This window comes from Sphingomonas sp., assembly GCF_031361285.1.
In the GTDB taxonomy this organism is placed as follows: domain Bacteria; phylum Pseudomonadota; class Alphaproteobacteria; order Sphingomonadales; family Sphingomonadaceae; genus Sphingomicrobium.
This window is the reverse complement of sequence record NZ_JANMCO010000036.1, coordinates 121,893-143,596: the sequence shown is the minus strand read 5'-3', so window position 1 is coordinate 143,596 and position 21,704 is coordinate 121,893. Positions and strand designations below refer to the sequence as shown.

The following is a 21,704-nucleotide window of genomic DNA, read 5'->3' as shown; positions in this document are numbered from 1 at the left end:
GAGATCGTTACGGAGGAAGACCTTGAGTCTCCGACATGTCACAATCTCTGCCGGGTGATGCAAATCGTCTACAGTATAGGTGCTCCGGGAGCCGGAAGCGCGAGGTAGGCGAGCCGGCGAACTTCGCGGCGGCCGCGGGTGACGGTGTCGAGGATCAGCCCGGCAAAAAAGCACAAAACCGCGATAATCGTCATGCCGGTGATCAGGATCGCGGTCGGAACGCGCGGTACCAGGCCGGTGTCGAGGTAAGTGAGGATTAGCGGCACGGAGAGGATCAACGCCGCGATTAACAGCATCGCCCCGATCAAACCGAAAAACAGGACGGGCCGTTCGATCCGATAAAGCGTCCCGATTGTCTTCAGGATCCGCCAGCCGTCACCATAGGTCGAAAGCTTTGATTCCGAACCCTCGGGGCGTGCGCCGTAAGCGGTCTCCACCTCGCCCACCGGCATTCTCAATTCGAGCGCGTGGACGCTGATCTCGGTCTCGATCTCGAATCCCGACGAGAGAACCGGGAAGCTTTTGACAAAGCGCCGCGAAAAAACGCGGTAGCCCGAGAAAATATCCGAGAAACTGCGGCCGAACAGGCCGGCGAGGATGCCGGTAAACAGCTTGTTCCCGAGCACATGGCCGCCGCGATAGGCGTCCTTTTCCTGATGCTTGCGGGTGCCAACCACCATATCCAGCTGCTCGGCCAGGAGCAGGTCGACCATCGCTTGCGCGGATTTGGGATCATAGGTCAGGTCGCCGTCCGCCATCAGGTACACATCGGCGTCGACGTCGGCGAACATGCGGCGCACGACATGGCCTTTGCCTTGCTGGCGCTCAGACCGCACAATTGCGCCGCCGGCCGCGGCGATCTCGCGCGTTCTGTCGCTGCTGTTGTTGTCGAAGACGTAAACCTGGGCAGACGGCAGTGCGGCGCGGAACCCCTCAACCGTCGCGGCGATGGTCGCGGCTTCGTTGAAGCACGGCAGCAAAACGGCGATGCGCGGTTGAGATTGCGCGGTCATTGACCCCCCATTGTCGTCCCCGCGAAGGCGGGCATCCCGCGTCTTCTAGCGTGCAGTTCAAGAAAGGTGGATTCCTCGTTGTCGCCCAGAACAACCCGTGATTCCTCCTTGCCGCCGGATCGGGCGGTCGTGACCTGCAGGAGCCGTAAGCTCTCCGACGCGTCGCTGAGGCTCCAGGGTTCACCCGGCGGAATGACGAAAGCGTCCGCCGGGCCCAGCAAATGGATGCCGCCGTAGTGGAGGCGAGCGGAGCCTTCGAGCACGACGCCGAACACCAATTCCCCGTCGTGCGGCGGGAAGGCCAAGCCCGACGACAGGCCTGGCCTCAGGGTGCGCACCTCGGCAAGGCCATTCGTGGCATCGCCCATGCCGGTCTCCTGCGCTTCGCCGCCATGTGATGGAATCCACGGCGTTTCGCTCGCGACGTGCCGCAGGAAGCGCTGCCCGCTGAACTTCCTGCCGGCGTCGCGGCCGTTTGGCAGGGCCATGTCGTGGTCGGCGAATGTTTCGTGCAAGGCGGGACAAGAGATTTCGATAACTTCCAGTCCCGGTGAACTCGCCAGCACCCGGTGCCGAATTTCGCTGGGCTGCAAGACCATGTCGCCAACCCGCAAGACGAAGGGTTCGCCCTGGTCCTCGTAGACGACGCGAACCCAGCCCTTGCGAACATAGATCATTTGAAATGCGACGCGATGGAAGTGGACCCAGTCTGGCACCGGGCCGCCGTCTGATATGGTGATGTGCGAAGCGATGTAATGGCCACCGAGGCGATTCGGGATAAGGTCGCGGTAGTGCATGCCTGCGCGGCCGTCGCTGGACGAACCACCAACGGGCGTGAGTGAGAATTCTGGCAGGAAAGCAGGTAGATCCCCAGGCGGCGGACCCGCATCCGGGTGCGTCGTGAGGCGAACGGTCTTGCCCCCATCGGTCAGGATTGCCGTGTGCGGCTGATCCGCCGGATAGATGACGTCCAGCCGCAGCCCCAGCTTGCTCAGAAAGCCAAGCGCTGCATGCAAATCGTTGCAGACTAGCTCGAGTTCGCTTGCAGATCCGATCATGGCATTGCCTTCACAGCCCGATCCCGGCGAATGCGGGGACCGCTTCTTACTACGCCCAGCGATCGAAAATGGATTCCCGCTTTCGCGGCATAACAATTATTTTTTCTTGGCCGGAGCCTTGGCCGTTTTTTTGGCAGCAGGCTTAGCGGACTTTGGCGCGTCGGCCTTGGTTTCGACGACCTTACCCTTGGCCGGGGCTGCCGGCTTGGGCTTGGCCTCGGCCTTTGCCGGCTTGGCTGTCGTCTTCTTGGCCTTGGCTGTCTTGGCCGGCTTGACATGGTCGTGGCCGCAGCCGGGACCGTGGACGTGGCCCTCTTCGCTTTCGAGATCGGCCTCGAGCTCGGCGCGGCTGGCGGTGCGCTCGCTCACCTTGGCTTTCGAAAACAGGAAATCGACGACCTTGTCCTCGTACAAAGGCGCCCGCAACTGGGCAGCGGCCATCGGCTCCTGCTGGACATATTGGATAAAGCGCTCGCGATCCTTGCCCTGATATTGCGAGGCCGCTTGCCCGATCAGCCGGTTCATCTCCTGCTCGTTGACCTCGACGCCATTGGCCTGGCCGATTTCCGACAGCAGCAGGCCAAGGCGCACCCGGCGCTCGGCAATATCCCGATATTCCGCGGCGTCCTTGTCGATTTCGGCCAAAGCAGCCTTGGGATCGGCCTCATGGCTGGCCTCGTGGCGAAGCTGCTGCAGGATATTCTCATATTCGGCATCGACCATCGATTGCGGCACCTGGAAGTCATGGTTGGCGGCCAGCTGGTCGAGCAGTCGCCGCTTCATGTGTGTGCGGGTCAGCCCGTTCAATTCCTGCTGCTGCTGGTCGCGGATTAGGCCGCGCAGCTGGTCGAGGTCCTTGAGGCCAAGCGATTTGGCGAAGGCTTCGTCAACCTTGGCCTCGCCGGCGGTCTTCACCGCCTTCACGGTGACGGCGAAGGTCGCGGCCGCGCCCTTGAGCTTGTCGGACGGATAATCGGCGGGAAACGTCACTTTGACGTCGCGCTTGTCGCCGGTCTTGGCGCCCACCAGCCCGTCCTCGAACCCGGGGATCAACTGGCCCGAGCCCAATTCGACCGACATGTCCTCGCCCGTGCCGCCTTCGAACAGCTCGCCCTTGGCCGAACCGGCGAAATCAATCACCACCAAATCGCCAAGCCGCGCGAGGTGCTTCTTGGGCGCGTCGCTCCAGCTCTTGTTGGAGCTCGCCAGGGTCTGGAGCTGATCATCGACCTGGGTTTCGTCGACCTCGACCGTCAATCGCTCGAGCGTCAGGCCGTCGATCTGCGGCGCCGGCACATCCGGCAGCGCTTCAAGACTGACCCGGACCTCAGCATCCTTGCCGGGTTCATATTGCTCGTCCAGCACAACTTCGGGCTGCAGCGCCGGTCGCAATTTCTGCTCCTCGAGCAATTGCTGCACACCATCCTGCACCGCCCCACTCAAGGCATCGCGCTGGAGCTCATCGCCGTGCATTTTGCGGATCAAATTGGCCGGCACCTTACCGGGGCGAAAGCCGGGCATGCGGACCTGCGGCGCAAGTCGGCGCACTTCCTGGTCGACGCGCGCCTCAATGTCCTTGGCGGCAATGGTCAGCATGAAGGCCCGCTTGAGGCCCTGGTTTTCCGTCTCGACGGTTTTCATGGTCAATGTTCAGTCCGTTCAATTATTTATTCGCCCTTGCCTGGCGAAATGGTGCGCACGGAGGGACTCGAACCCCCACGTCTTTCGACAACAGGACCTAAACCTGCCGCGTCTACCAATTCCGCCACGCGCGCGCGGGCCCTTCGAAGGTGCGCGGCCTATAGCAAGGATAGGCTCCGGGGCAAGCGCGACCGGGATAAGCAACCTCCAGCATAGGGCGGGCGTTCCTACGAAAAGGAGCAGCCCGTCATGCAACAACCGCCAACCACCCCCGAACCGCCAATGCCCGGCCAGCCTTCACCGCCGGGCCAACCGAGCGAAGCGCCGAATGAAAACCCGCCGACCACCCCGGACATCGATGTCCCGTCGCCATCGCATCCGGGAACCGAACCATCGCCTACCCCGATCTCTCCGGTGGGAGAAATTTCCTGATTTAGCGCCGCAACCGCGCGGACGTGGCCATCGCTTCGAAATCGCCGACGGCGCTGCCGAAATAATGCGATCGAGCAGCGTCGAATAGGATTAGGTAGAGCTTACCGTTGACGACTGCGCCCACCACGCGGCCGCGGCGCCATAATTCGTCCGAATCGAGATGCTCGAAGTCGAACTGGAATCCGTTGGCACCGAGGAAGCCACGTGGCTGCAGCGAGGTCGTTCGAAAATCGACGGCGCCGCCCCGCACCCGGTACAGGCTTTCGAGCATCGCGGTGAATTCGGGTGCCGACATGTCCGAACGAAACCCGGGCACCTGCCGGTCTTCGCGCCTGCTCTGGCGAATCAAATATTTGCCGTTCGGCAGCCCGGCGACGAAGCTCATGCCGTCGAGCAGCGGGCCATTGAGCGTCCAGTCCTCGACCCAGCGGACATCGTCGAAGATGAACAATTTCCGGGTGCGGTTCCACGGCCGCGGTGCAGCGACAATCATCGAGCCGTCGCCGACGGCTCTGTCCCCAACCCGGACCAGCGAATAATAATCGCTCCCAAACCCTTCACCGGCACCTAGCGACGAACAGCCGGTCAGGGCGAGCGCGGCGGCGGCAATCAACAGGTTCGCATTGCGCGTCATTGGCTCACGGCTCCGTCTAGCTGATCAGCTGGCGGATGAAGGGGGCGTCGGCGGCATTGGGCTGCAGCGCGAGATAGTGAGTCAGGGCCGCCTGCCCTTCCGCTCGCCGGCCCGCCTTGATCAACGACAGGCCGTGCCAACGCCACGCGTCGGGCGGGGCGTCCGGATAAGCGACAGCGACGGCATAGCCCTGGGCCGCGCGCAGGGCGTCGCCGCCGCGATTGCGCAAGCGCCAGACTTCGGCCTCGTAGAACCGCAGCAACCCGTTCCAGCCGTCCTTAGCCAAAGTCTGGATCAAATATTCGGACGCGCCGGGATCGTTCAATTTAACCTGGTCATCGAGCAGCATCTGCCGGACCGGCGCAATCGCCTGGAGGTAGCGAGCGCGGCGGCTGTCATAAATGCGGCCCGGCACGGTCACATCGGCGGCCGCGAGTTTGAGATCGGCCATCCGCGTTTCGGGCGCCGGATGGGTGGCGAACAACGAATGACCGCGGTCGCGCCGCTTGCGGCGATGCCTGGCGCTGGCATCCTCTTCGCCGATCAATTGCTCCCAGGTATTGGCCATCTCGATCGCTGGATAGCCGTTCTGGGCCAGCAGGCGCGCGCCCATTGCGTCGGCTTCGGCCTCCATTTCGCGGCTGTAGCGGAACAACGACAGGATCGTGCCCAGTTGGGCCAGCTGGGTGATGTCGCCGGTATAGATCCCGGCGCCAGCGCCGGCGACTCCCAGGGCCATCGACCCGATCGCGAAGATGTCGCTCTTGCGGCGCGTGTCGCGCCAGCTGCGGATCATGTGACGACGCAGGAAGTGGCCCGATTCGTGGGCGATCACGCCAGCCAGCTGGGCTTCGTTGCGCATTCGGAGGAGCAGCCCGGAAAAGACCACCGCGAAACCGGTCGGAAACATCACCGCGTTGAAATCTGGAATGCGCGCCAGATAGATGCGCATGTCCTGCGCCGCCGGCCCGCCGACCGTGCCGATCAGGTCCCGCAGATAGCCGATCAGCGCCGGATCCTTGATCAGCAGGTTTGAACCCGACACCTCTTCCTCGACCCGCGCCATCTGCTGCCACAGGCCGAGCTCGTCGGTGTCGGTCGGACGAAATCCGGGACCGATCAGCGGCTGCATGTCGGCCGGCCGAATCCGGGCCTGGGCCACGCCGGTGGCCAGCGAAGCGGCCGCGACACCGCCGCCGACCAGCAGCGCGCGGCGATCGATCGATTGGCAGTGCCCAGCCATCAGCGTTGCACCACCGGGTGACGAATGGCGTAGCCCGGCTTCATCCGCCCGAGCAGTCGCTCGACCAGCTGGGCCGATCCTTGTGGCGTGCGAAGGTCACCCATCTTGATGCCGGCGATCTGGCTACCGGTCTGGACAACGTTGAACCAGACCACATCGCCGGTCTTCAGATCGACCAGCGACGCGTAAGCGAACTGGCCGCCGCCGCCGATATTGGGGGCGCAGAAACCGACGATACAGCCGGCGACGCCAAGCACCTGGAGCGCAACCCGGCCGCTCGAGACGATACTGTCTTCGGCGTACATGAAGAGCGCGTAATCATACCCAGTCTTGCGACCGAGGGCGACGGCTTCCTCGCCGAGCGTATAATCGAGGCCGCGGCGGCTCTTGCTCGGCAGATAGGCGCCGAGATATTTGTGCAGCGCGATCGAATTGCCGACCGCCGAATGCAGCCGTTCCAGATCGGCGACCGTTTCCTCGCTGACGCCGGGAAGCTCGTTGCGATGCGCCAGGACCTTGACCTTGCCGCCGCGCGCCGATTGCTGCGCTGCCATCGCCGCGATGATGTTGGTGCGGGCCTGTTCGGTCCAGTCGGCGCGCGGCTCGTTCAGGCCCCCGGTAGTCACCGAATTGACCGTCACATCGGGGCGCATGACCAGCAGCCGGTAATCGCCCTCGGGCGGCGTGAATTGCAGGTCGGCGTACTGGCGCGTTTGGACGCACCCAGCTGCGGGCACACAGAGCGCAAGGACGAGTGCGATGCCCCAATGACGCATTTTGACCCTCCGCGATCCGCCAACTGCGGCCGCCTCGACTACAATCTAATGCCCGCCTGTCAATGAACGCCGGATTAAAAAAAGACCAGCATTTTTAAACGATTAGCGGCCTGGGCAAGCAATCCCCTGGATGCCCGGCAAACACTTGCCGTCGATGCTTGCAGAGACGATGCGAAGGCCGATCATCGCGCTTAGCGTCGGCATGATATCGATCGTCTCGATAGGCTCGTTGCGGTCCGCCGCCGTCATCCCTGGGCGCCAGAACAGGATCGGCACGCGGCGGTCGTAATCCCACGGACTACCATGGGTGGAGATATAGAAACTGGTGTCGGCGATTGGCGTGACGTGGTTTTTGAGCAGCACGATGAGATCACCCGACCGCTGCGGATCGAACGAGGCGCGCGCGCGCTCGGCCAGGGTCCATTTGTCGGGACTCGTCGCCGGCACGGCAACACGGCGGAGCTGGCCGGCGGTAAACACCGCCGCCACTTGTGGGTGCCGAGAGTATGCCGCGACCGCTTCGCGCTGGGCTCGCGCCCGATCGGCCGGCTTGAGCGCCCGATCGAGATAAATGTCACCAAAAAATCCGCCGATCAGCACCGGCCCGCTCAGCTTGAGCTTGGCCGCGATGGTCTTGCCGACCTCGGTCGCCGCCAGCGCCGGATCAACCCGCGCCGCGGCGACGCCCTTCAGCCGCAGGCGTTCCGGAATATCCTCGCCGCCATGGTCGGCGGTCAGGGCCACCGCATAGTCGATTCCGCTGCGATCGAGCAGGCCGAAGAAATCACCGAGATCGCGGTCGAGCGACAGCAATTGGAGGCACATCTCCTGCCCGCCGGGGCCGTAGCTATGGCCAACGTAATCGGTTGCCGACAGTCCGATCGACAGCACATCGGGCGACGTGCCTCCGCCCAGCCTCATGTCCTGGATCAGCCCTGCCGCTAGCGCCAAGACCGCCCCATCGAACGCCGGCGAGGCGCGAAAGCCATTGGCGTCGCTGGCAGCCCGCGCAAAGCGACCGTCGCCAACCGGCTTGCCGCCGCCTTCGAGCGCAACGATGCCCGCCTTGGCCGAGCACAAGGGCGGTGGCTCCAGCGGCAATTGAGGAGCGGCGATCAGGGCGGCGACCGTCGCATTGGCCCGCGTCACACTGGCCGGCGGCGCGACGCGCAGATCGGTCGCAAAGCGCTTGGCGTCCCAATACCAGCGCTGGTCGGGCGTGTGCCCACCCATCATCACCGCCGCGCGGTCCTTGCCAGCGACCGTGACATTACGGCTTGCCGGCCAGGCGGCCTTCATCCGCTCGCCAAGAGTCGTCGCTTTCAGGTGTATTGGCGAGACGGTGTAGGCGATCGACGACGATCCCGGCACGCGTTCGTCCTCGGCGCAGTAAACCGTCTTGTCGGACCGGATCTGCGACTGGTCGACCCAGGCGTTGGCGATGATTCCGGTGCGCTCCGGCCGGTCGCCAGTCAGGATCGTCGAATGACCTGGGCAAGTCTCGGTCGCGGCGTGGCTCTGATAGGCGTTGCGGAACACCGTCCCCCGGGCCAGGCGCGCCAACCCGCCGGTAAAGTGCGGGCGATATTCGTCGAACAAATCGGCGGAAAATTGGTCGACCGAGACGACGATGAGGAGCCCGGGCACCCCGGGGGCGAGCCGCACCGGGGCGGCCGGCTGGGCGCAAGCGGCGCTTGCCACGAGAGTGAAGGAGAGAAGGCATTTCCGCATGTGGCTCAATCCAGTTTCGCCCGCAGCCGGTCGTTGACCAGCTTAGGGTTGGCCTTGCCGGCCATCGCCTTCATCACTTGGCCGACGAAGAAGCCGAACAGGGCTTCCTTGCCGCCCCGGTATTGCTCGACTTTGTCGGCGTTGGCGGCGAGCACCGCATCGACCGCGGTGTCGATCGCGCCGGTGTCTGAAGTCTGCCTCAATCCGCGCTTGTCGACGATGTCGGCGGCTCCGTCGCCCGTTTCGAGCATGATCTCGAACACCTGCTTGGCGAGGCTACCGGAAAGCGTGCCGTCGCCGACCAGGGCGAGCAGCTCGGCGGCCTGCGCCGGGCTCACGGGGCTTTCGGCAATGCCTTTGCCAAGCCGGTTCAATGCCCCGTAAAGCTCCGACGCGACCCAATTGGCGGCGGCCTTGGGTTCGACCCCGCCCTCGAGCAACGCATCGAACCAGCGCGCGCTCTCAACCTCGGCGGTCAGCACGCCGGCGTTATACGGCGGGATGCCGAGCGCTTCGTAGCGCTGGCGCTTGGCGTCGGGGAGTTCGGGCAGCGACGCCTTGCACTCCGCGAGGAACGCCTCGTCGAGCTCCAGTGGCAGCAAATCGGGGTCGGGGAAATAGCGGTAATCGTGCGCGTCTTCCTTCGACCGCAGCGAGCGGGTGACGCCCTTGTCGGGGTCGTACAGCCGGGTTTCCTGGGCGACCGTGCCGCCGCTCTCGATCAGCTCGACCTGGCGCCTGGCTTCATGCTCGACCACCGCCATCACGAAGCGCACCGAATTGACGTTCTTGGTCTCGGTCCGGGTGCCCAGTTCGTCACCGACTTTGCGCACCGAGACGTTGACGTCGGCGCGCATCGAGCCTTCCTCCATATTGCCGTCGCACGAACCGACGTAGCGCAGTATTGCTCTGAGCTTTCTTAGGTAAGCCCCTGCTTCGGCTGGCGAACTCATGTCCGGCCGCGAAACGATCTCCATCAGCGCGACGCCGCAGCGGTTGAGGTCGACATAGCTCATGGTCGGGTGCTGGTCGTGCATCAGCTTGCCCGCGTCCTGCTCGACGTGGATGCGCTCGATGCCGATCGCCTTGGTGCTGGTCTCATCCTTGTCGTCGAGCAGCACTTCGATGGCGCCTTCGCCGACCAAAGGGTGATAGAGCTGGCTGATCTGATAGCCCTGCGGCAAATCGGCGTAGAAGTAATTCTTGCGGTCGAAACGGCTGTAGGCGTTGACCTTGGCGTCGAGCGCCAGGCCGGTGCGCACCGCCTGGCGGATGCACTCGCGGTTGAGCACCGGCAGCATCCCCGGCATCGCCGCGTCGACCAGGCTGACATGGCTGTTGGGCTCGGCCCCGAAGACCGCCGAAGCGCCGCTGAACAGCTTGGATTCGGACACGATCTGGGCGTGGACTTCCAGGCCGACCACGACCTCCCACTCGCCGGTCGCGCCGGTAATGCGATAAGGAGTGCTCACCACCACTTCTCCGGTCTCGCAGTGAAGCCGGCGCGTTCCTCGATGGCGAAGGCGGCATTGAGGACGCCCTGCTCATCGAGTTCGCGGCCGATCAGATGGAGGCCGAGCGGCAGGCCCTGCCCGTCCAACCCGCCGGGGACCGACATGGCGGGCAGCCCGGCGAGGCTGGCCGGAACCGCAAACACGTCATTCAGATACATCGCCAGCGGATCCGTTTTCTCGCCAAGCCCGAACGCCGCCGATGGAGCGGTCGGGGTGAGGATCAGGTCGCACGCCTCGAACGCGGCCGCGAAATCGCGCTTGATCAAGGTGCGGACCTTCTGCGCCTTGGTGAAATAAGCATCGTAGAACCCGGCCGAGAGCACATAAGTGCCGATCATGATCCGCCGCTTGACCTCGGCACCGAAGCCGGCAGCGCGGGTCGCGGCGTACATGCCGTCCAGCCCGCCTTCGCCGTCTTCGCGCAGGCCGTAGCGGACGCCGTCATAGCGGGCGAGGTTGGACGAGGCTTCGGCGGGGGCGATGATGTAATAGGTCGGCAACGCATATTGGGTGTGCGGTAGCGAAATCTTGACCGGCTCGGCGCCCGCGTCGCGCAGCCATTCCACGCCCTGGTCCCACAGCGCATCGATGTCGGCGGGGACGCCATCGATGCGGTATTCGGTGGGGATGCCGACGCGCTTGCCTTTGAGATCGGAGGATAGATTCGCTCCCCACTGCGGTACCGGCAAGTCGAGCGAGGTCGAGTCTTTCGGGTCGAAACCCGCCATCGCTTCCAACAGGATCGCGCAATCGCGCACTGTCCTGGCCATCGACCCGGCCTGGTCGAGCGACGAAGCGAACGAGACGATCCCCCAGCGTGAACAGCGGCCGTAGGTCGGCTTGATGCCGCAAATGCCGGTGAAGGCGGCGGGCTGGCGGATTGAGCCGCCAGTGTCGGTGCCAGTGGCGCCGGGAACGATACCCGCCGCGACCGCCGCCGCCGATCCGCCCGACGAGCCGCCCGGAGTCAAAGCCGCATTGCCGCCGTCGTTGCGCTTCCACGGGCTGATCACCGGCCCATAGGCGCTGGTCTCGTTCGACGAGCCCATGGCGAATTCGTCCATGTTTAGCTTGCCGAGCATCCCCACCCCGGCCCGGCGAAGATTACCGCTGACGGTCGATTCATAGGGCGGTTTGAAACCCTTGAGGATGTTGCTGCCGGCGGTTGTATCGACGCCCTGCGTAGCGAACAAATCCTTGATGCCGAGCGGAATGCCGGCGAGCGCGCCCAATTCGCTTTTGCCACGCGCCGCATCGGCCGCATCCGCCGCGGCAAGCGCATCGTCCGGCGTCTCGACCGTGAACGCGTTCAGCCCCCGCGCTCCGGCAACCGCGGCGTTGAACGCCTCGGCGATTTCGCGTGCCGTGAACTCGCCGCCCCGGAAGCCATTGCGGAGCTCGGCGATCGTCTTGGTCGTCAGCGACACTATTCGATCACCTTGGGCACGGCGAAAAATCCGTGCTCGGCGACTGGCGCGTTGGCCAGCACCGCATCGCGGCAATCGCCATCGGTCACCGCATCGTCGCGCAAGCGCAATTTCTGGTCGATCACCGCGGTCAGCGGCTCGACACCATCTGTGTCGACCTCGGCCAATTGCTCGACCCAGCCGATGATGGCGTTCAATTCTGGCACCAGCGCTGCGATCTCGGCATCGCTCATGGCGATCCGGGCAAGCTTGGCGATATGGCGCACCTGTTCAGTGTTTACGGACATAAGGCGCGGCTAGCAGGGCGCTCTCGGTGCTTCAAGCGAGGTGCTATTCGAAGGCGTTACCCACCGGCATTCCATCGACGAACAATTGCCGCCGCTCGACCTTGCGCAGTTCGACCGGAGCGCTTTCGAGGTTGGGGCGGAACGGCGGTTTCGCAACGGACAGTGCCGTTACGTCCTCCGACCAAACGCCCTTGGAGTTGCGCTCGAGCAATGCGGATTCGACCGTGCCGTCCTTGATCAATGGTCCGGCGATGACCGCCCGGCGTTCACCGGCCAATATCGTGACGCAGGGTCCAACGCGGCAATAGCGTGTCCCGGCAATCGAGCTCAGCAGGTCGGGCGGAAGCACGGTCCCCTCAGGCAATACGCGCAGGCGGGTGCCGAGGTTGGCTGCACTCTCCACCTTCTGAACCTGCTCCTCAACGTCGTAACGATTGTTCGAGGCAAGCGCCGCACTCGCCAGTTTGCGCTGGTCAGCAGAACCGCTGCGAGCGAAAGTCCTGAGACGCCGGCGACCGGCGGGACCAAAATCGAACGCCATCGCCCGCCAATCGAAATTCGCGGCGGGAATCCGTGCGTTGACCATTCGAGCCATCTGGGATTTGGCCGAAATGGCTCCGAAATCGAGAATCGGCAGGGCGAGGAACAAGGCTAACCCGCACAGGCAGATCGCCAATTGAATCTGCAGCGGGCGAACGTGGTCGTCGAAGTCGAGGCGCCCCTTGAACACCGCCCACCAACCGGCTGCTCCGTAAACAATCGCGACGACGACCGCGATCACCCCCCAAATGCGCTCCGGCGTCCAGCCATATTGGCCAATCCGCTGGCCGATCGACAGAGCGGCGATGAGCGCCAGCGGGAGCACGGTGAGCACCAATGCCAGCGCCGACCATTGCAACACCCGGTTCGGCGATCGTTCAGATTTGCCGTTCCCGATGACCGCATTGACAAGCAGAATCGCACCCGCGCCCGCGAGGAGAAGAAGCGGGGTCGCAGGGATGTCGGATTTCCATAGCTCATCAAGTCCGGTAAACGGCATTGAAGCAAGGAACAGGACCAGCGCCACCGCCAGAACGGGCGCTAGCACCGAGAACACGACCATCACCAACCGCTGTAGAGTCGTTAGCAGCGCATCACGTTCCCGCAGGAGTCCGACGGCAGCGCCAAAGGCGAAACCCGCGAGCATCCAGCCGAACCATTCTTTTTCCAGAAGATTCTTGACGGCCTCGATCCCAATGAGATTGAACAGGCCGGCAATGAGCCAGGCGAGCAAGAATGCCACACCAGTGAAGAAAAGGCTGGCAGCACCGATGACGGCGTCCATCCAGGCATGGTTGTGCAACTTCTCGTACGGAAATCGCCAAGCCCCTTCGTCGCGCACGGTCTGGAACAATGGCGCCGCGATCAGGACCGCGAAAATACCCGACAGATACGGCCATTCGAAGATCGTCGGATTGCTGTTGTAGCTCGCAGTAAACCAGCCGACACCGGCGATGACGAGGCCCCAGCCCCCAGCGAAGGCTAATGCCCATTGCCAGCGGCGGCGCTCGACGGTCAATACCAATGCAACCACGGCAATTGCGACGAAGGTCGCCGCCGCCAACCGCTCCGGAGCGACCGCTTCGGGATATCGATGATCCGTCAGCCAGTTGAAAATCAGTCCGCCGATCGCGCAGATTGCCGCCATCAGCCATGGCCTCAACGGCCATGCGTCCGCACTGTCCTGTCGCAATTCCGCTCCCCTCACCGATCACAACCCGTGTGGCACTGGCCTAGGTTGCGAGCAAGCGAACTTGCCGCCGGGAGCGCTGGCCCATAGTGCTGCCGCCCATGTGCGCGCGCCGTTTCCTGTTCGTCGTCTTCTGGCTGACTCTGATCGCCGTCGCGGGGGCGTTCGCCATTTTTCAGTTCGGCGACCGCGTGCTGCTCGAAAGCACGATTCCCAAAGGGCATTTCGCGCCGCCCCCGCCGGAAAGCAGGCCGGACTATGCGCAGACGGAAAATTGGCTCGCCCGACCGGACTTGCCCCAGAATCCGTCCAATTGGCTGCCAACGCAGACGTCGCCAGGAACTTCTACTCCGCCCGCCGCGATCTTCTACATTCATCCGACCACCTATCTCGAGCGCGACCACTGGAACGCGGCGCTCCACCCCGATACGCAGACCGATCTGCGCACCAAGCTGTTCGTGCAAAGCCAGGCCAGCGCTCTGACTAGCGCCGGCCAGGTCTGGGCGCCGCGGTATCGCCAAGCGGCTTTTGGTGCGTTCCTGCTCCGCAGCGTGGACGCCCGGCAAGCGCTCGACCTTGCCTATCGCGATGTTCGCGCGGCCTTCGATCAATTTCTGAAAGAGGCACCGTCGGACGCCCCGATCATCGTCGCCGGCCATAGCCAGGGCGCGCTCCATCTGTCGCGCCTGCTGGCCGAGCGCGGCCAGGCGCTCAAGGGCCGGCTGGTCGCCGCGTACGTCGTCGGCTGGCCATTGAGCATTGCCGCCGACCTGCCAGCGATAGGACTTCCGCCCTGCACCGCGCCCGAACAAACCGCGTGCGTGCTGTCTTGGCAAAGCTTCGCCGAGCCCGCCAACGCCTCGCTGATGCTCGACGCGTGGCACGGGACCAAGGGGCCAAGCGGTGTCGAGCGGCGGCGCGCGGACATGCTGTGCGTCAATCCGCTCACCGGAACGCAAGGCGGTCTAGCGCCGCCCGCCGCCAATGCCGGGACGCTCGTGCCACGCGGCGATTTCGCCAGTGCCGACCTGGTTGCCGGGGCGGTCGGCGCGCACTGCGACCAGGGCCTGCTGATCCTCGACGGCGCAATCCCGCCACTCGGCCCTTACGTTCTGCCGGGCAACAATTATCACGTCTATGATTTCGCTTTGTTCTGGGGGTCGATCCGGGGCGATGCGGCACGACGGCTGGCGGCATGGCAGCCATGATTACGACCCAGCCCGCGAACTTCGCTGACTCCTTCCCCGACCTTGGCAAGCTTGCCGGGCTCGATGTCGGGACCAAGACTATCGGTCTTGCAACCTGCGACCCCGGCTGGAGCTTTGCCGGCCCGGCCGAGACCGTGCGCCGGACCAAGTTCACCACCGATCTCGCGGCGCTGCGGGCGTTCGTGGAGCGCGAGTCCATTGTCGGCCTGGTCATCGGACTGCCGCTCAATCTCGACGGCAGCGATTCATCCCAAACGCAATCGGTACGGGCGTTCGCGCGCAATCTCCTGGTGCTCGCGTTGCCAATCCTGCTGTGGGACGAGCGCTGGTCAACCCAGGCGGTCGAGCGGGCGATGATCGCTGCCGATGTCAGCCGCGCCAAACGAGCCGCGGCGGTCGACAAGCTCGCTGCCGCCCACATCCTCCAGGGCGCGATCGATGCACTGGCCAATCTCGCCGGTCCCGAATAAGCCGCCGCCTCGTGGATCTTCTTTCAATCGACTCGCTCAGCGACGACCAGATCGCGACCATCCTCGACCAGGGGGCGCGTTGGGCGGCGGCCAATCGCGCCCGCCGGGCCGCGGACGTTCCCCTCGCCGGCCGGATCATGTTCAACCTGTTCTACGAAAATTCGACCCGGACGCTGATGTCTTTCTCGGTCGCTGCCCAGCGCTTGGGAGCGCAAGTGGTAACCCTCCCGGTTGAACAGTCCTCGGCCAGGAAAGGCGAGACGCTCGACGATACGGCGCGAACGCTGAATGCCATGCGCCCCGATGTACTGGTCATCCGCCACTTCGAGAATGAAGCGCCGGCGCGGATGGCGCGGATCATGGACTGTCCGGTGATCAACGCCGGCGACGGTACCAACGAACATCCAACCCAGGCCCTGCTCGACGCGCTGACCATTCGCAGCCGCCTGGGCCGCATCGAGGGCCTCAAAGTCGCGATCTGCGGTGACATCAAGCACAGCCGGGTCGCGCGATCGAACGCCAAGCTGCTGCCGCGCCTTGGCGCCGAAGTGCGGCTCGCCGGCCCCCCGGCCTTGCTGCCCGACAACTTCGAAGGTAGCGGCGATGTCGATGCGGCAATCGCGGGCGCCGACGTGATCATGATGCTGCGGGTGCAGCGCGAACGGCTCGAAACCGATCTTGGCGACGCTCCCGGTGAATATCTGGCGCAGTACGGTCTAACTGCCGAGCGCTTGGCGACTGCGGCGCCCACCGCCGTCGTTATGCATCCGGGGCCAATGAATCGCGGCGTCGAGATCGACAGCGCCGTTGCCGACGATGAACAGCGCTCGTTGATTCCGCTTCAAGTCGAAATGGGCGTGGCCGTGCGCATGGCCTGCCTGCAATTGTTGGTCGGCGGCCCCGCCTAACGCGAAGCGAGGCGAACTGGCCTAGCGCGAAGCAAGACGAACAGGAACGTCGCCGGCGACCGTGCGCACGAAGCAAGTTCCGCCCGCGCGACGCAGCGACAGGCACAGATTCTTCGCTTGCTCTGGGTCGTTGAATCCCTGCACCGCCAGGCGGTACACTAGGCCTTTGGGGCCAGTGAAACGCGCGCTCATCGGCGAATAAGCGCGCAACATCGCGTGGCGACGGGCGGCATTGTTCCACGCGGCGGCGACCCGCTGCGGCGAACCATAAGCGCCAAGCTGCACGACCGACGTGGACTTTCCAGTTGCCCGCCGCAGGGATGCCTGTCGCACCGCAGGGCGCTGTGCTGCTGCCTTGGCTTGCTTCCTCAACTGTGCCCGCTGATTGAATACAGCCATTGCGGCATAAGCTGCCGGCGCTTCCGGTGAAGATGCGGCAGCTGCGGCGATGATTGCAGCGGTAGATTCAGGCGATACCGTGGCCACTGGAGGCGCAGAAACGTCTGCGACTTGCGATGCGGGTACCGGCTGGGTCACCGCTTGCGGAACGACTTCCGCCCACTGCGTCTGTTCGGGCTGGGCAACGGGCGACTGCTCAACAACGGGCGCGGCTTCGGCGGTCCGGGTTTCCACGGTGCGTAGGGCCAGGCGAGTCGGCTGGCCAGGATCGCCGGCCACCGGGCGGAACCCAGTCAGGGCAGCAACCTGGTCGGATGCGGCCGTCGGCTTGGCGAACTGCATCCATTCCTGGATCCGGGCATCAACCAGATTGGCTGGAACATCTTGCGCGGCGATGGTGCGAGCCGAGTCCCAATCGCCGATCAGCGCATAGGACAAAGCGAGGTTCTGACGGACCCGCGCATCGGCACCGACTTCGCGAGCGGCGGCTTCGAGCACCTTGATCGCTTCCTGCGGTTGGCCGGCCAACGCGACCGCAAGGCCATAATCGGCGGGGTCCAGCATAGCGCGGGCCGAGCTTAGGAACTGCAACGCTTCGGCGTTCTTGCCCTGGGCGATTTCGACCAGTGCCAGCTTGAGGATCACCGGCGGCTGGTTGTTGATGAGCGCGAGCGAATCGCGAAATGCGGACTCGGCCGAGGCAAAGCGGCCCGACGAGAAATACGCATTGCCAAGCAAGGCACGAAAGCCGGCATCGTTCGAGCTATTGGCAACCGCTTGTTCGGCATATTTCACCGCGGCCAAATAATCCTTGGCATTGAGCGCCATCATGGCCTTGGTCGCAACCCCGATGTTGGCCGTGTCGATCTTGCCGCCGAAGTTGGAGGCGCTGCGCGTGCCGAACTGCGGAGCGGCGCAGCCGGCGATGGCCGAGGCCATGGCGATTGCCGTGAATGCAGGTGCGAAGCGAAGCGATCTAGACATCAATTTATCCCTTGCGGTTGGCCTTGGCAGCCATGGCATCGAGCTCCGGCATGGCATCCAGCAGCGCATCAAGCGCATCGGTCACCAGCATCTGTGCCGAGCGGCCGCCAACGGCGCAGGCAAGACGGAGTTTAAGATGGCGAGTCGGGTCGAGGCGAAGCGTGAACGCCGCCTTGGCCTTGCTTCCCGGTGCGGCACGCGGACTCGCCTCGCGCCGCGCAGCCGGAGCTGGGACGCGGACCGAGCGCGGAGCAGGCACCGCCTCGACGACCGCCAATGGAAATTCGGCAACGCTAGCCGAGTCATGCACAGGCTCGGGCTCGGGCACGGGCTCGGGCTCGTAAAGCTCGGCCGTCTCGTCAAAGTCTTCGCCTTGTTCGGAAAAATCCTCGTCCGGCACGTTCAGCCGGCCAACCAGCTCGGCTTGCTGACTATGGACGGGCGACTGCACCGGCGTGAGCGCCGCGACGGGACTGCGCAACGGCTGCTCTTCCAGCTCCGCGCCGAACGCGTCGTGCGTATCGTCGCGCAGCGATCCTGCGACCGGCTTGGGTGGTTCGAAACCGAGATCGTCCCAGCCAAGGTCTTCGAGCGATCCACCGCCCTGGCCAAAGCCCTGGGGTCGCATCGCCGGGCGAGCCGCACCCTTGCGGGCCAGGAGGCCCGACGAGAGCGATGCGAAAACCTTGGGCTCGCTGTTCAACTTGGGTCCGCTTTTCACTGTGCAGCCCCCTTACTGGCCGGCCACGCGGCGGCCGAAGCCGCCGACCGGGCGAGGTGCATTTGTCGCTGCTGCGGCACCGGGGGCCGCGAACACGGTACGGCGAAAATTCTTTTCGAGGCGATCCGAGATATAATCCCAAAGCTCGACCACTTCGCGGGCGGAGCGGCCGTTGGGATCGACCTCCATGACGGTGCGGCCGTCGATCATCGACGCGGCGAAATCGGTACGGTGGTGGACGGTAACCGGAGCCACCGTGCCGTGCTGCGACAGCGCGACCGCGGCTTCATAAGTAATCTTGGCTTTGGGCGTCGCGCCATTGACGACGAACAGCAGCGGCTTGCCCGCGCGGTCGCACAAATCGACCGTGGCGCCGACCGCACGAAGGTCATGTGGGCTTGGACGGGTCGGAATAACGATCAACTCAGCCACCGCGATCACGCTTTGGATGGCCATGGTGATGGCTGGCGGGGTGTCGATGACGGCCAGGCGGAAACCTTGCTGGCGGAGAACCTCGAGGTCGGCGGCGAGGCGGGCGACCGTGGTCTGGGCGAAAGCCGGCATGTCGGCCTGGCGTTCATTCCACCAATCGGCGAGACTTCCCTGCGGATCGATGTCGATAAGGCAGACCGGGCCTGCGCCCGCCAACTGCGCCTGCACCGCGAGATGGCCGGACAGAGTCGTCTTGCCGGACCCGCCCTTCTGCGATGCCATTGCCAGAACGCGCATTCTTTTCCCCCGCCCGATAATCTGCGTTGAGTGGCGGGAGTGACACTCAAGCCTCTAAAATCTGGTTAACATTGGCCCGACCTTGTTGCCTGCCGAGAACCGGCGCTAAATGCGCTGGATGAATGCGATGATGCGCAAACTTGCTCTGGCCACGGCGCTACTGGCCATCGCGGTACCCGCGCCCGCGCAGTCGGTTAAGGCCGGCATCGACGCCTGGCAGCGGGCCGATTATCCCGCCGCGGTCGCGATTTGGCGCCCGCTCGCCGAGGCCGATGATGCCGACGCCGCCTTCAATCTCGGCCAGGCCTATCGTCTTGGCCGCGGCGTTCCGATCAATCTTGCCGCCGCCCAGACCTGGCTCGAGCGCGCCGCCCGCAAGGGCCATGTCGACGCGCAGACGACGTTGGGATTGCTGCTGTTCGATACCGGCAATCGCGTCGGTGGCATGCGCTGGCTCAGATCGGCCGCCGAACAGGGCGAGCCGCGGGCGCTGCTGATCTATGGCACCGCCTTGTTCAACGGCGATGGCGTGGCGCGCGACCCGGTGCTTGCTTACGCTTATGTCAGCCGGGCCGCGGCCCAAGGCCTGGCTCCGGCCAAGACGACGCTCGCCGAAATGGACCAGCTCATTCCGCTCGATCAGCGCCAGAACGGTGTGGCCCTCGCACGGTCAAAGGCGGCGCCGGTGAAAGTCGCGTCGGTGAAGCCGGGTCCGGCGATGAAGCCAGTCAAGACTCCACCCAAGCTATCGCTTGCTGTGCCGGCCAAGGTGCCCGCCATTGCCGCGACAGGCGCTTGGCGAGTGCAGCTGGGCGCCTTTGCCAAGCGCGCGTCTGCCGAGGCCTTGTTCAACACACTGTCGGGTAGCGCCAAACTGGCTGGCCGCCAGCCATATTACGTCGCTGTTGGTGCAATCACGCGACTGCAGGCCGGACCGTACGCAAGCAGAGCCGAAGCCGCCGCCGCTTGCGCGGGCCTGCTTGGCCTGCCCTGCTTCCCGGTGCCGGCTAAATAACGACCCAATCGCGGCGCGGGATGCCCTGCATCCACAGCACAGCGGTAAGGTCGTGATGCCGAATGATGCCGCCGGCGACCGCGGCCAGGGCCGGCTTGGGGCGATAGCCGACGCCAAGGCCAGCTATGGCGATAAGCGGAGCGTCATTGGCCCCGTCGCCGACCGCGATGAGCGATTCGAACCCGACTCCGAGGTCAGCGAGCAGTTGCTCGGCGAAATGGCGCTTGGCCTGCGCGTCGACAATCTTGCCGACCGTTGTCCCGGTCAACTTGCCATCTTCAACGCCCAAAGCATTGGCGCGCAGCTGCTGGAACCCAAGCTCTTTGCCGACCGGTCGGACAAAGTCGGTAAAACCGCCCGACACCAATGCAGTCAGCGCGCCATGTCGCTTCATCGTCGCGACCAGCGTCGCCGCGCCCGGATTGGGGCGAATTCTCGCCTGGCGGCATTTGGCAATAATCTGGTGGTCGAGCCCCTTGAGGAGCGCGACCCGCTCGGCCAGCGCCGCGGCAAAATCGAGCTCGCCCTGCATCGCCCGCTCGGTAATTGCCGCGACTGCGTCCTTGACGCCGGCATAATCGGCCAGCTCGTCGATGCATTCCTGGCCGATCATCGTCGAATCCATGTCGGCGACGAACAGCTGCGCGGGTACCCGCTCGCCGGCCAGAACCGCGAAATCGAGGCCATCGATCATGTCGAGCGCGACGCGCGCTGTCGCCGCTTCGCCGTCGATCGTCAGGTCGGCGGCGTCGCCGGCATCGATCCAGCTCAAATCGCCGACGCGAACTCCAGCGTTAGCCAGCACGGATCGCGCCGTGTGGACCAGCCTGTCATCGAGCCGTCCGGCTGCTATCAGCGTCGCAATGCCCACACATCCTCCAGTCGCTGTCATTGCCGGTCCGACGGCGAGCGGCAAGTCGGCGCTGGCCCTGACGCTGGCCGAGCTGGCCAACGGCGTGATCATCAACGCCGACAGCGCCCAGCTCTATCGCGACCTCCCAGTCCTCAGCGCCGCTCCCAGCGAACAAGAGCTGAACCGCGCCGAGCATCGGCTCTACGGCGTGCTGGATGGTGCCGCGCCATGTTCCGCGGCGGAGTGGGCGGCGATGGCGCGGCGGGAAATCGAGGACGCGCATGCGCATGGCAAGATGGCCATCCTCGTGGGCGGAACGGGTTTATATTTAAACACACTTATCAATGGGATAGCACCGATTCCGGCCATCGATCCCGGGGTCCGAAGCGAGGTGCGCGCGGCGACGGTCGCAGCCAATCGCGCTCGCCTGGTCAAACTGGACGCCGCCGCGGCGGCGCGGCTCGGTCCCAAGGACTCCCTGCGGATCGCGCGCGCACTCGAGGTGATATTGTCGACTGGCCGGACGCTCGGCGAGTGGCAGCAACATCGCCAGGGCGGCATCGGCGACGCCGTGACGTTGCGCCCGCTTATCCTCCTGCCCCAGCGCGCCTGGCTCTACGCCCGCTGCGACGAGCGCTTTGCGCAAATGGTCGAGCGCGGTGCGGTCGAGGAGGTTGCAGCCCTCGTCCAACGCAAGCTCGACCCCAAACTGCCAGTGATGAGGGCGATCGGCGTGCGCGAAATTGGCGCGTTCCTGAATGGCGAGATCGACCGCTCGGCGGCGATGGCCCGCGGCCAGCAGGCGACCCGCAATTACGCCAAGCGGCAATATACCTGGTTCGCTCACCAGCCGCCGCCCGACTGGCCGCGATGGACCACGCCCGCTGACCAAGCGGCGCTGGAACTGCTCAAGCCAAACGCCTAATCGACCG

General features: G+C 64.7%; 20 protein-coding genes and 1 tRNA gene. 5 read left to right on the top strand and 16 right to left on the bottom strand.

What is annotated here, in order from left to right; all coding sequences use genetic code 11:
* Positions 1 to 68: 68 nt before the first annotated feature.
* From RMO25_RS04140 to RMO25_RS04085, 12 genes are all read right to left on the bottom strand, one after another.
* Positions 69 to 1,013: a glycosyltransferase family 2 protein gene (locus tag RMO25_RS04140; protein ID WP_309661333.1), complete on the bottom strand. Its 945-nt coding sequence runs from the start codon at positions 1,011 to 1,013 to the stop codon at positions 69 to 71.
* Positions 1,010 to 2,029 carry a cupin domain-containing protein gene (locus RMO25_RS04135; protein WP_309661332.1) on the bottom strand — a complete coding sequence of 340 codons (1,020 nt, stop codon included), beginning with the start codon at positions 2,027 to 2,029 and terminating at the stop codon, positions 1,010 to 1,012. The genes RMO25_RS04140 and RMO25_RS04135 overlap by 4 nt, the downstream gene beginning before the upstream one ends.
* 138 nt (positions 2,030 to 2,167) lie before the next feature.
* Complete coding sequence (gene tig / locus RMO25_RS04130) at positions 2,168 to 3,712, bottom strand: trigger factor (protein ID WP_309661331.1); 1,545 nt, start codon at positions 3,710 to 3,712, stop codon at positions 2,168 to 2,170.
* A 49-nt stretch (positions 3,713 to 3,761) separates the two neighbouring features.
* Positions 3,762 to 3,846: transfer RNA gene (locus RMO25_RS04125), tRNA-Leu, on the bottom strand.
* 299 nt (positions 3,847 to 4,145) lie between these two features.
* The gene (locus tag RMO25_RS04120) at positions 4,146 to 4,778 is read right to left on the bottom strand and encodes a hypothetical protein (RefSeq protein WP_309661330.1); all 633 of its coding nucleotides are present in this window, start codon (positions 4,776 to 4,778) and stop codon (positions 4,146 to 4,148) included.
* Positions 4,779 to 4,794: 16 nt separating this feature from the next.
* Complete coding sequence (locus RMO25_RS04115; protein WP_309661329.1) at positions 4,795 to 6,021, bottom strand: M48 family metalloprotease; 1,227 nt, start codon at positions 6,019 to 6,021, stop codon at positions 4,795 to 4,797.
* Positions 6,021 to 6,758, bottom strand: coding sequence for a hypothetical protein (locus RMO25_RS04110; RefSeq protein WP_309661328.1), 738 nt, complete (start codon positions 6,756 to 6,758; stop codon positions 6,021 to 6,023). Before RMO25_RS04110 ends, RMO25_RS04115 begins: the two co-directional genes overlap by 1 nt.
* 141 nt (positions 6,759 to 6,899) lie before the next feature.
* Positions 6,900 to 8,528 (bottom strand): alkaline phosphatase family protein, encoded by a 1,629-nt coding sequence (locus RMO25_RS04105; RefSeq protein WP_405051836.1) that lies wholly within the window; start codon positions 8,526 to 8,528, stop codon positions 6,900 to 6,902.
* Positions 8,529 to 8,533: 5 nt separating this feature from the next.
* Complete coding sequence (gene gatB / locus RMO25_RS04100) at positions 8,534 to 10,000, bottom strand: Asp-tRNA(Asn)/Glu-tRNA(Gln) amidotransferase subunit GatB (protein ID WP_405051835.1); 1,467 nt, start codon at positions 9,998 to 10,000, stop codon at positions 8,534 to 8,536.
* Positions 9,997 to 11,472 (bottom strand): Asp-tRNA(Asn)/Glu-tRNA(Gln) amidotransferase subunit GatA, encoded by a 1,476-nt coding sequence (gene gatA / locus RMO25_RS04095; protein WP_309661369.1) that lies wholly within the window; start codon positions 11,470 to 11,472, stop codon positions 9,997 to 9,999. The genes gatB and gatA overlap by 4 nt, the downstream gene beginning before the upstream one ends.
* Positions 11,469 to 11,756, bottom strand: a complete 288-nt coding sequence (gene gatC / locus RMO25_RS04090) for an Asp-tRNA(Asn)/Glu-tRNA(Gln) amidotransferase subunit GatC (RefSeq protein ID WP_309661325.1) — start codon at positions 11,754 to 11,756, stop codon at positions 11,469 to 11,471. Before gatC ends, gatA begins: the two co-directional genes overlap by 4 nt.
* A gap of 43 nt (positions 11,757 to 11,799) precedes the next feature.
* Positions 11,800 to 13,443 carry a DUF4153 domain-containing protein gene (locus RMO25_RS04085; RefSeq protein WP_309661324.1) on the bottom strand — a complete coding sequence of 548 codons (1,644 nt, stop codon included), beginning with the start codon at positions 13,441 to 13,443 and terminating at the stop codon, positions 11,800 to 11,802.
* A gap of 143 nt (positions 13,444 to 13,586) precedes the next feature.
* Here RMO25_RS04085 and RMO25_RS04080 point away from each other — a divergent pair, with 143 nt between their 5' ends.
* The 3 genes from RMO25_RS04080 to RMO25_RS04070 are packed head-to-tail and all read left to right on the top strand — an operon-like array spanning position 13,587 to position 16,071.
* Positions 13,587 to 14,693 (top strand): DUF3089 domain-containing protein, encoded by a 1,107-nt coding sequence (locus RMO25_RS04080; RefSeq protein ID WP_309661323.1) that lies wholly within the window; start codon positions 13,587 to 13,589, stop codon positions 14,691 to 14,693.
* Entirely contained in the window at positions 14,690 to 15,163 is a 474-nt protein-coding gene (gene ruvX, locus RMO25_RS04075) for a Holliday junction resolvase RuvX (RefSeq protein ID WP_309661368.1), read from the top strand. The genes RMO25_RS04080 and ruvX overlap by 4 nt, the downstream gene beginning before the upstream one ends.
* Before the next feature lie 11 nt (positions 15,164 to 15,174).
* Entirely contained in the window at positions 15,175 to 16,071 is an 897-nt protein-coding gene (locus RMO25_RS04070) for an aspartate carbamoyltransferase catalytic subunit (RefSeq protein ID WP_309661322.1), read from the top strand.
* A gap of 21 nt (positions 16,072 to 16,092) precedes the next feature.
* Here RMO25_RS04070 and RMO25_RS04065 read toward each other — a convergent pair whose 3' ends face one another.
* The 3 genes from RMO25_RS04065 to RMO25_RS04055 are packed head-to-tail and all read right to left on the bottom strand — an operon-like array spanning position 16,093 to position 18,904.
* Positions 16,093 to 17,454: an SPOR domain-containing protein gene (locus RMO25_RS04065; RefSeq protein WP_309661321.1), complete on the bottom strand. Its 1,362-nt coding sequence runs from the start codon at positions 17,452 to 17,454 to the stop codon at positions 16,093 to 16,095.
* Between the two features lie 4 nt (positions 17,455 to 17,458).
* The gene (locus RMO25_RS04060; protein ID WP_309661320.1) at positions 17,459 to 18,175 is read right to left on the bottom strand and encodes a hypothetical protein; all 717 of its coding nucleotides are present in this window, start codon (positions 18,173 to 18,175) and stop codon (positions 17,459 to 17,461) included.
* A gap of 12 nt (positions 18,176 to 18,187) precedes the next feature.
* A complete protein-coding gene (locus tag RMO25_RS04055) occupies positions 18,188 to 18,904 on the bottom strand; it encodes a ParA family protein (RefSeq protein ID WP_309661319.1) in 717 nt (238 codons plus the stop codon).
* A gap of 109 nt (positions 18,905 to 19,013) precedes the next feature.
* On the opposite strand from RMO25_RS04055, the gene RMO25_RS04050 reads away from it, so the two are divergent.
* Positions 19,014 to 19,919, top strand: coding sequence for an SPOR domain-containing protein (locus RMO25_RS04050; protein WP_309661318.1), 906 nt, complete (start codon positions 19,014 to 19,016; stop codon positions 19,917 to 19,919).
* On the opposite strand, the gene serB is transcribed toward RMO25_RS04050, so the two are convergent.
* Positions 19,912 to 20,790: a phosphoserine phosphatase SerB gene (serB, locus tag RMO25_RS04045; protein ID WP_309661317.1), complete on the bottom strand. Its 879-nt coding sequence runs from the start codon at positions 20,788 to 20,790 to the stop codon at positions 19,912 to 19,914. The two genes, RMO25_RS04050 and serB, sit on opposite strands and share 8 nt — an antisense overlap.
* Between serB and miaA the strand changes: the two genes are divergently transcribed.
* Complete coding sequence (gene miaA, locus RMO25_RS04040; protein WP_309661316.1) at positions 20,783 to 21,697, top strand: tRNA (adenosine(37)-N6)-dimethylallyltransferase MiaA; 915 nt, start codon at positions 20,783 to 20,785, stop codon at positions 21,695 to 21,697. The two genes, serB and miaA, sit on opposite strands and share 8 nt — an antisense overlap.
* Positions 21,698 to 21,704 lie beyond the last annotated feature (7 nt).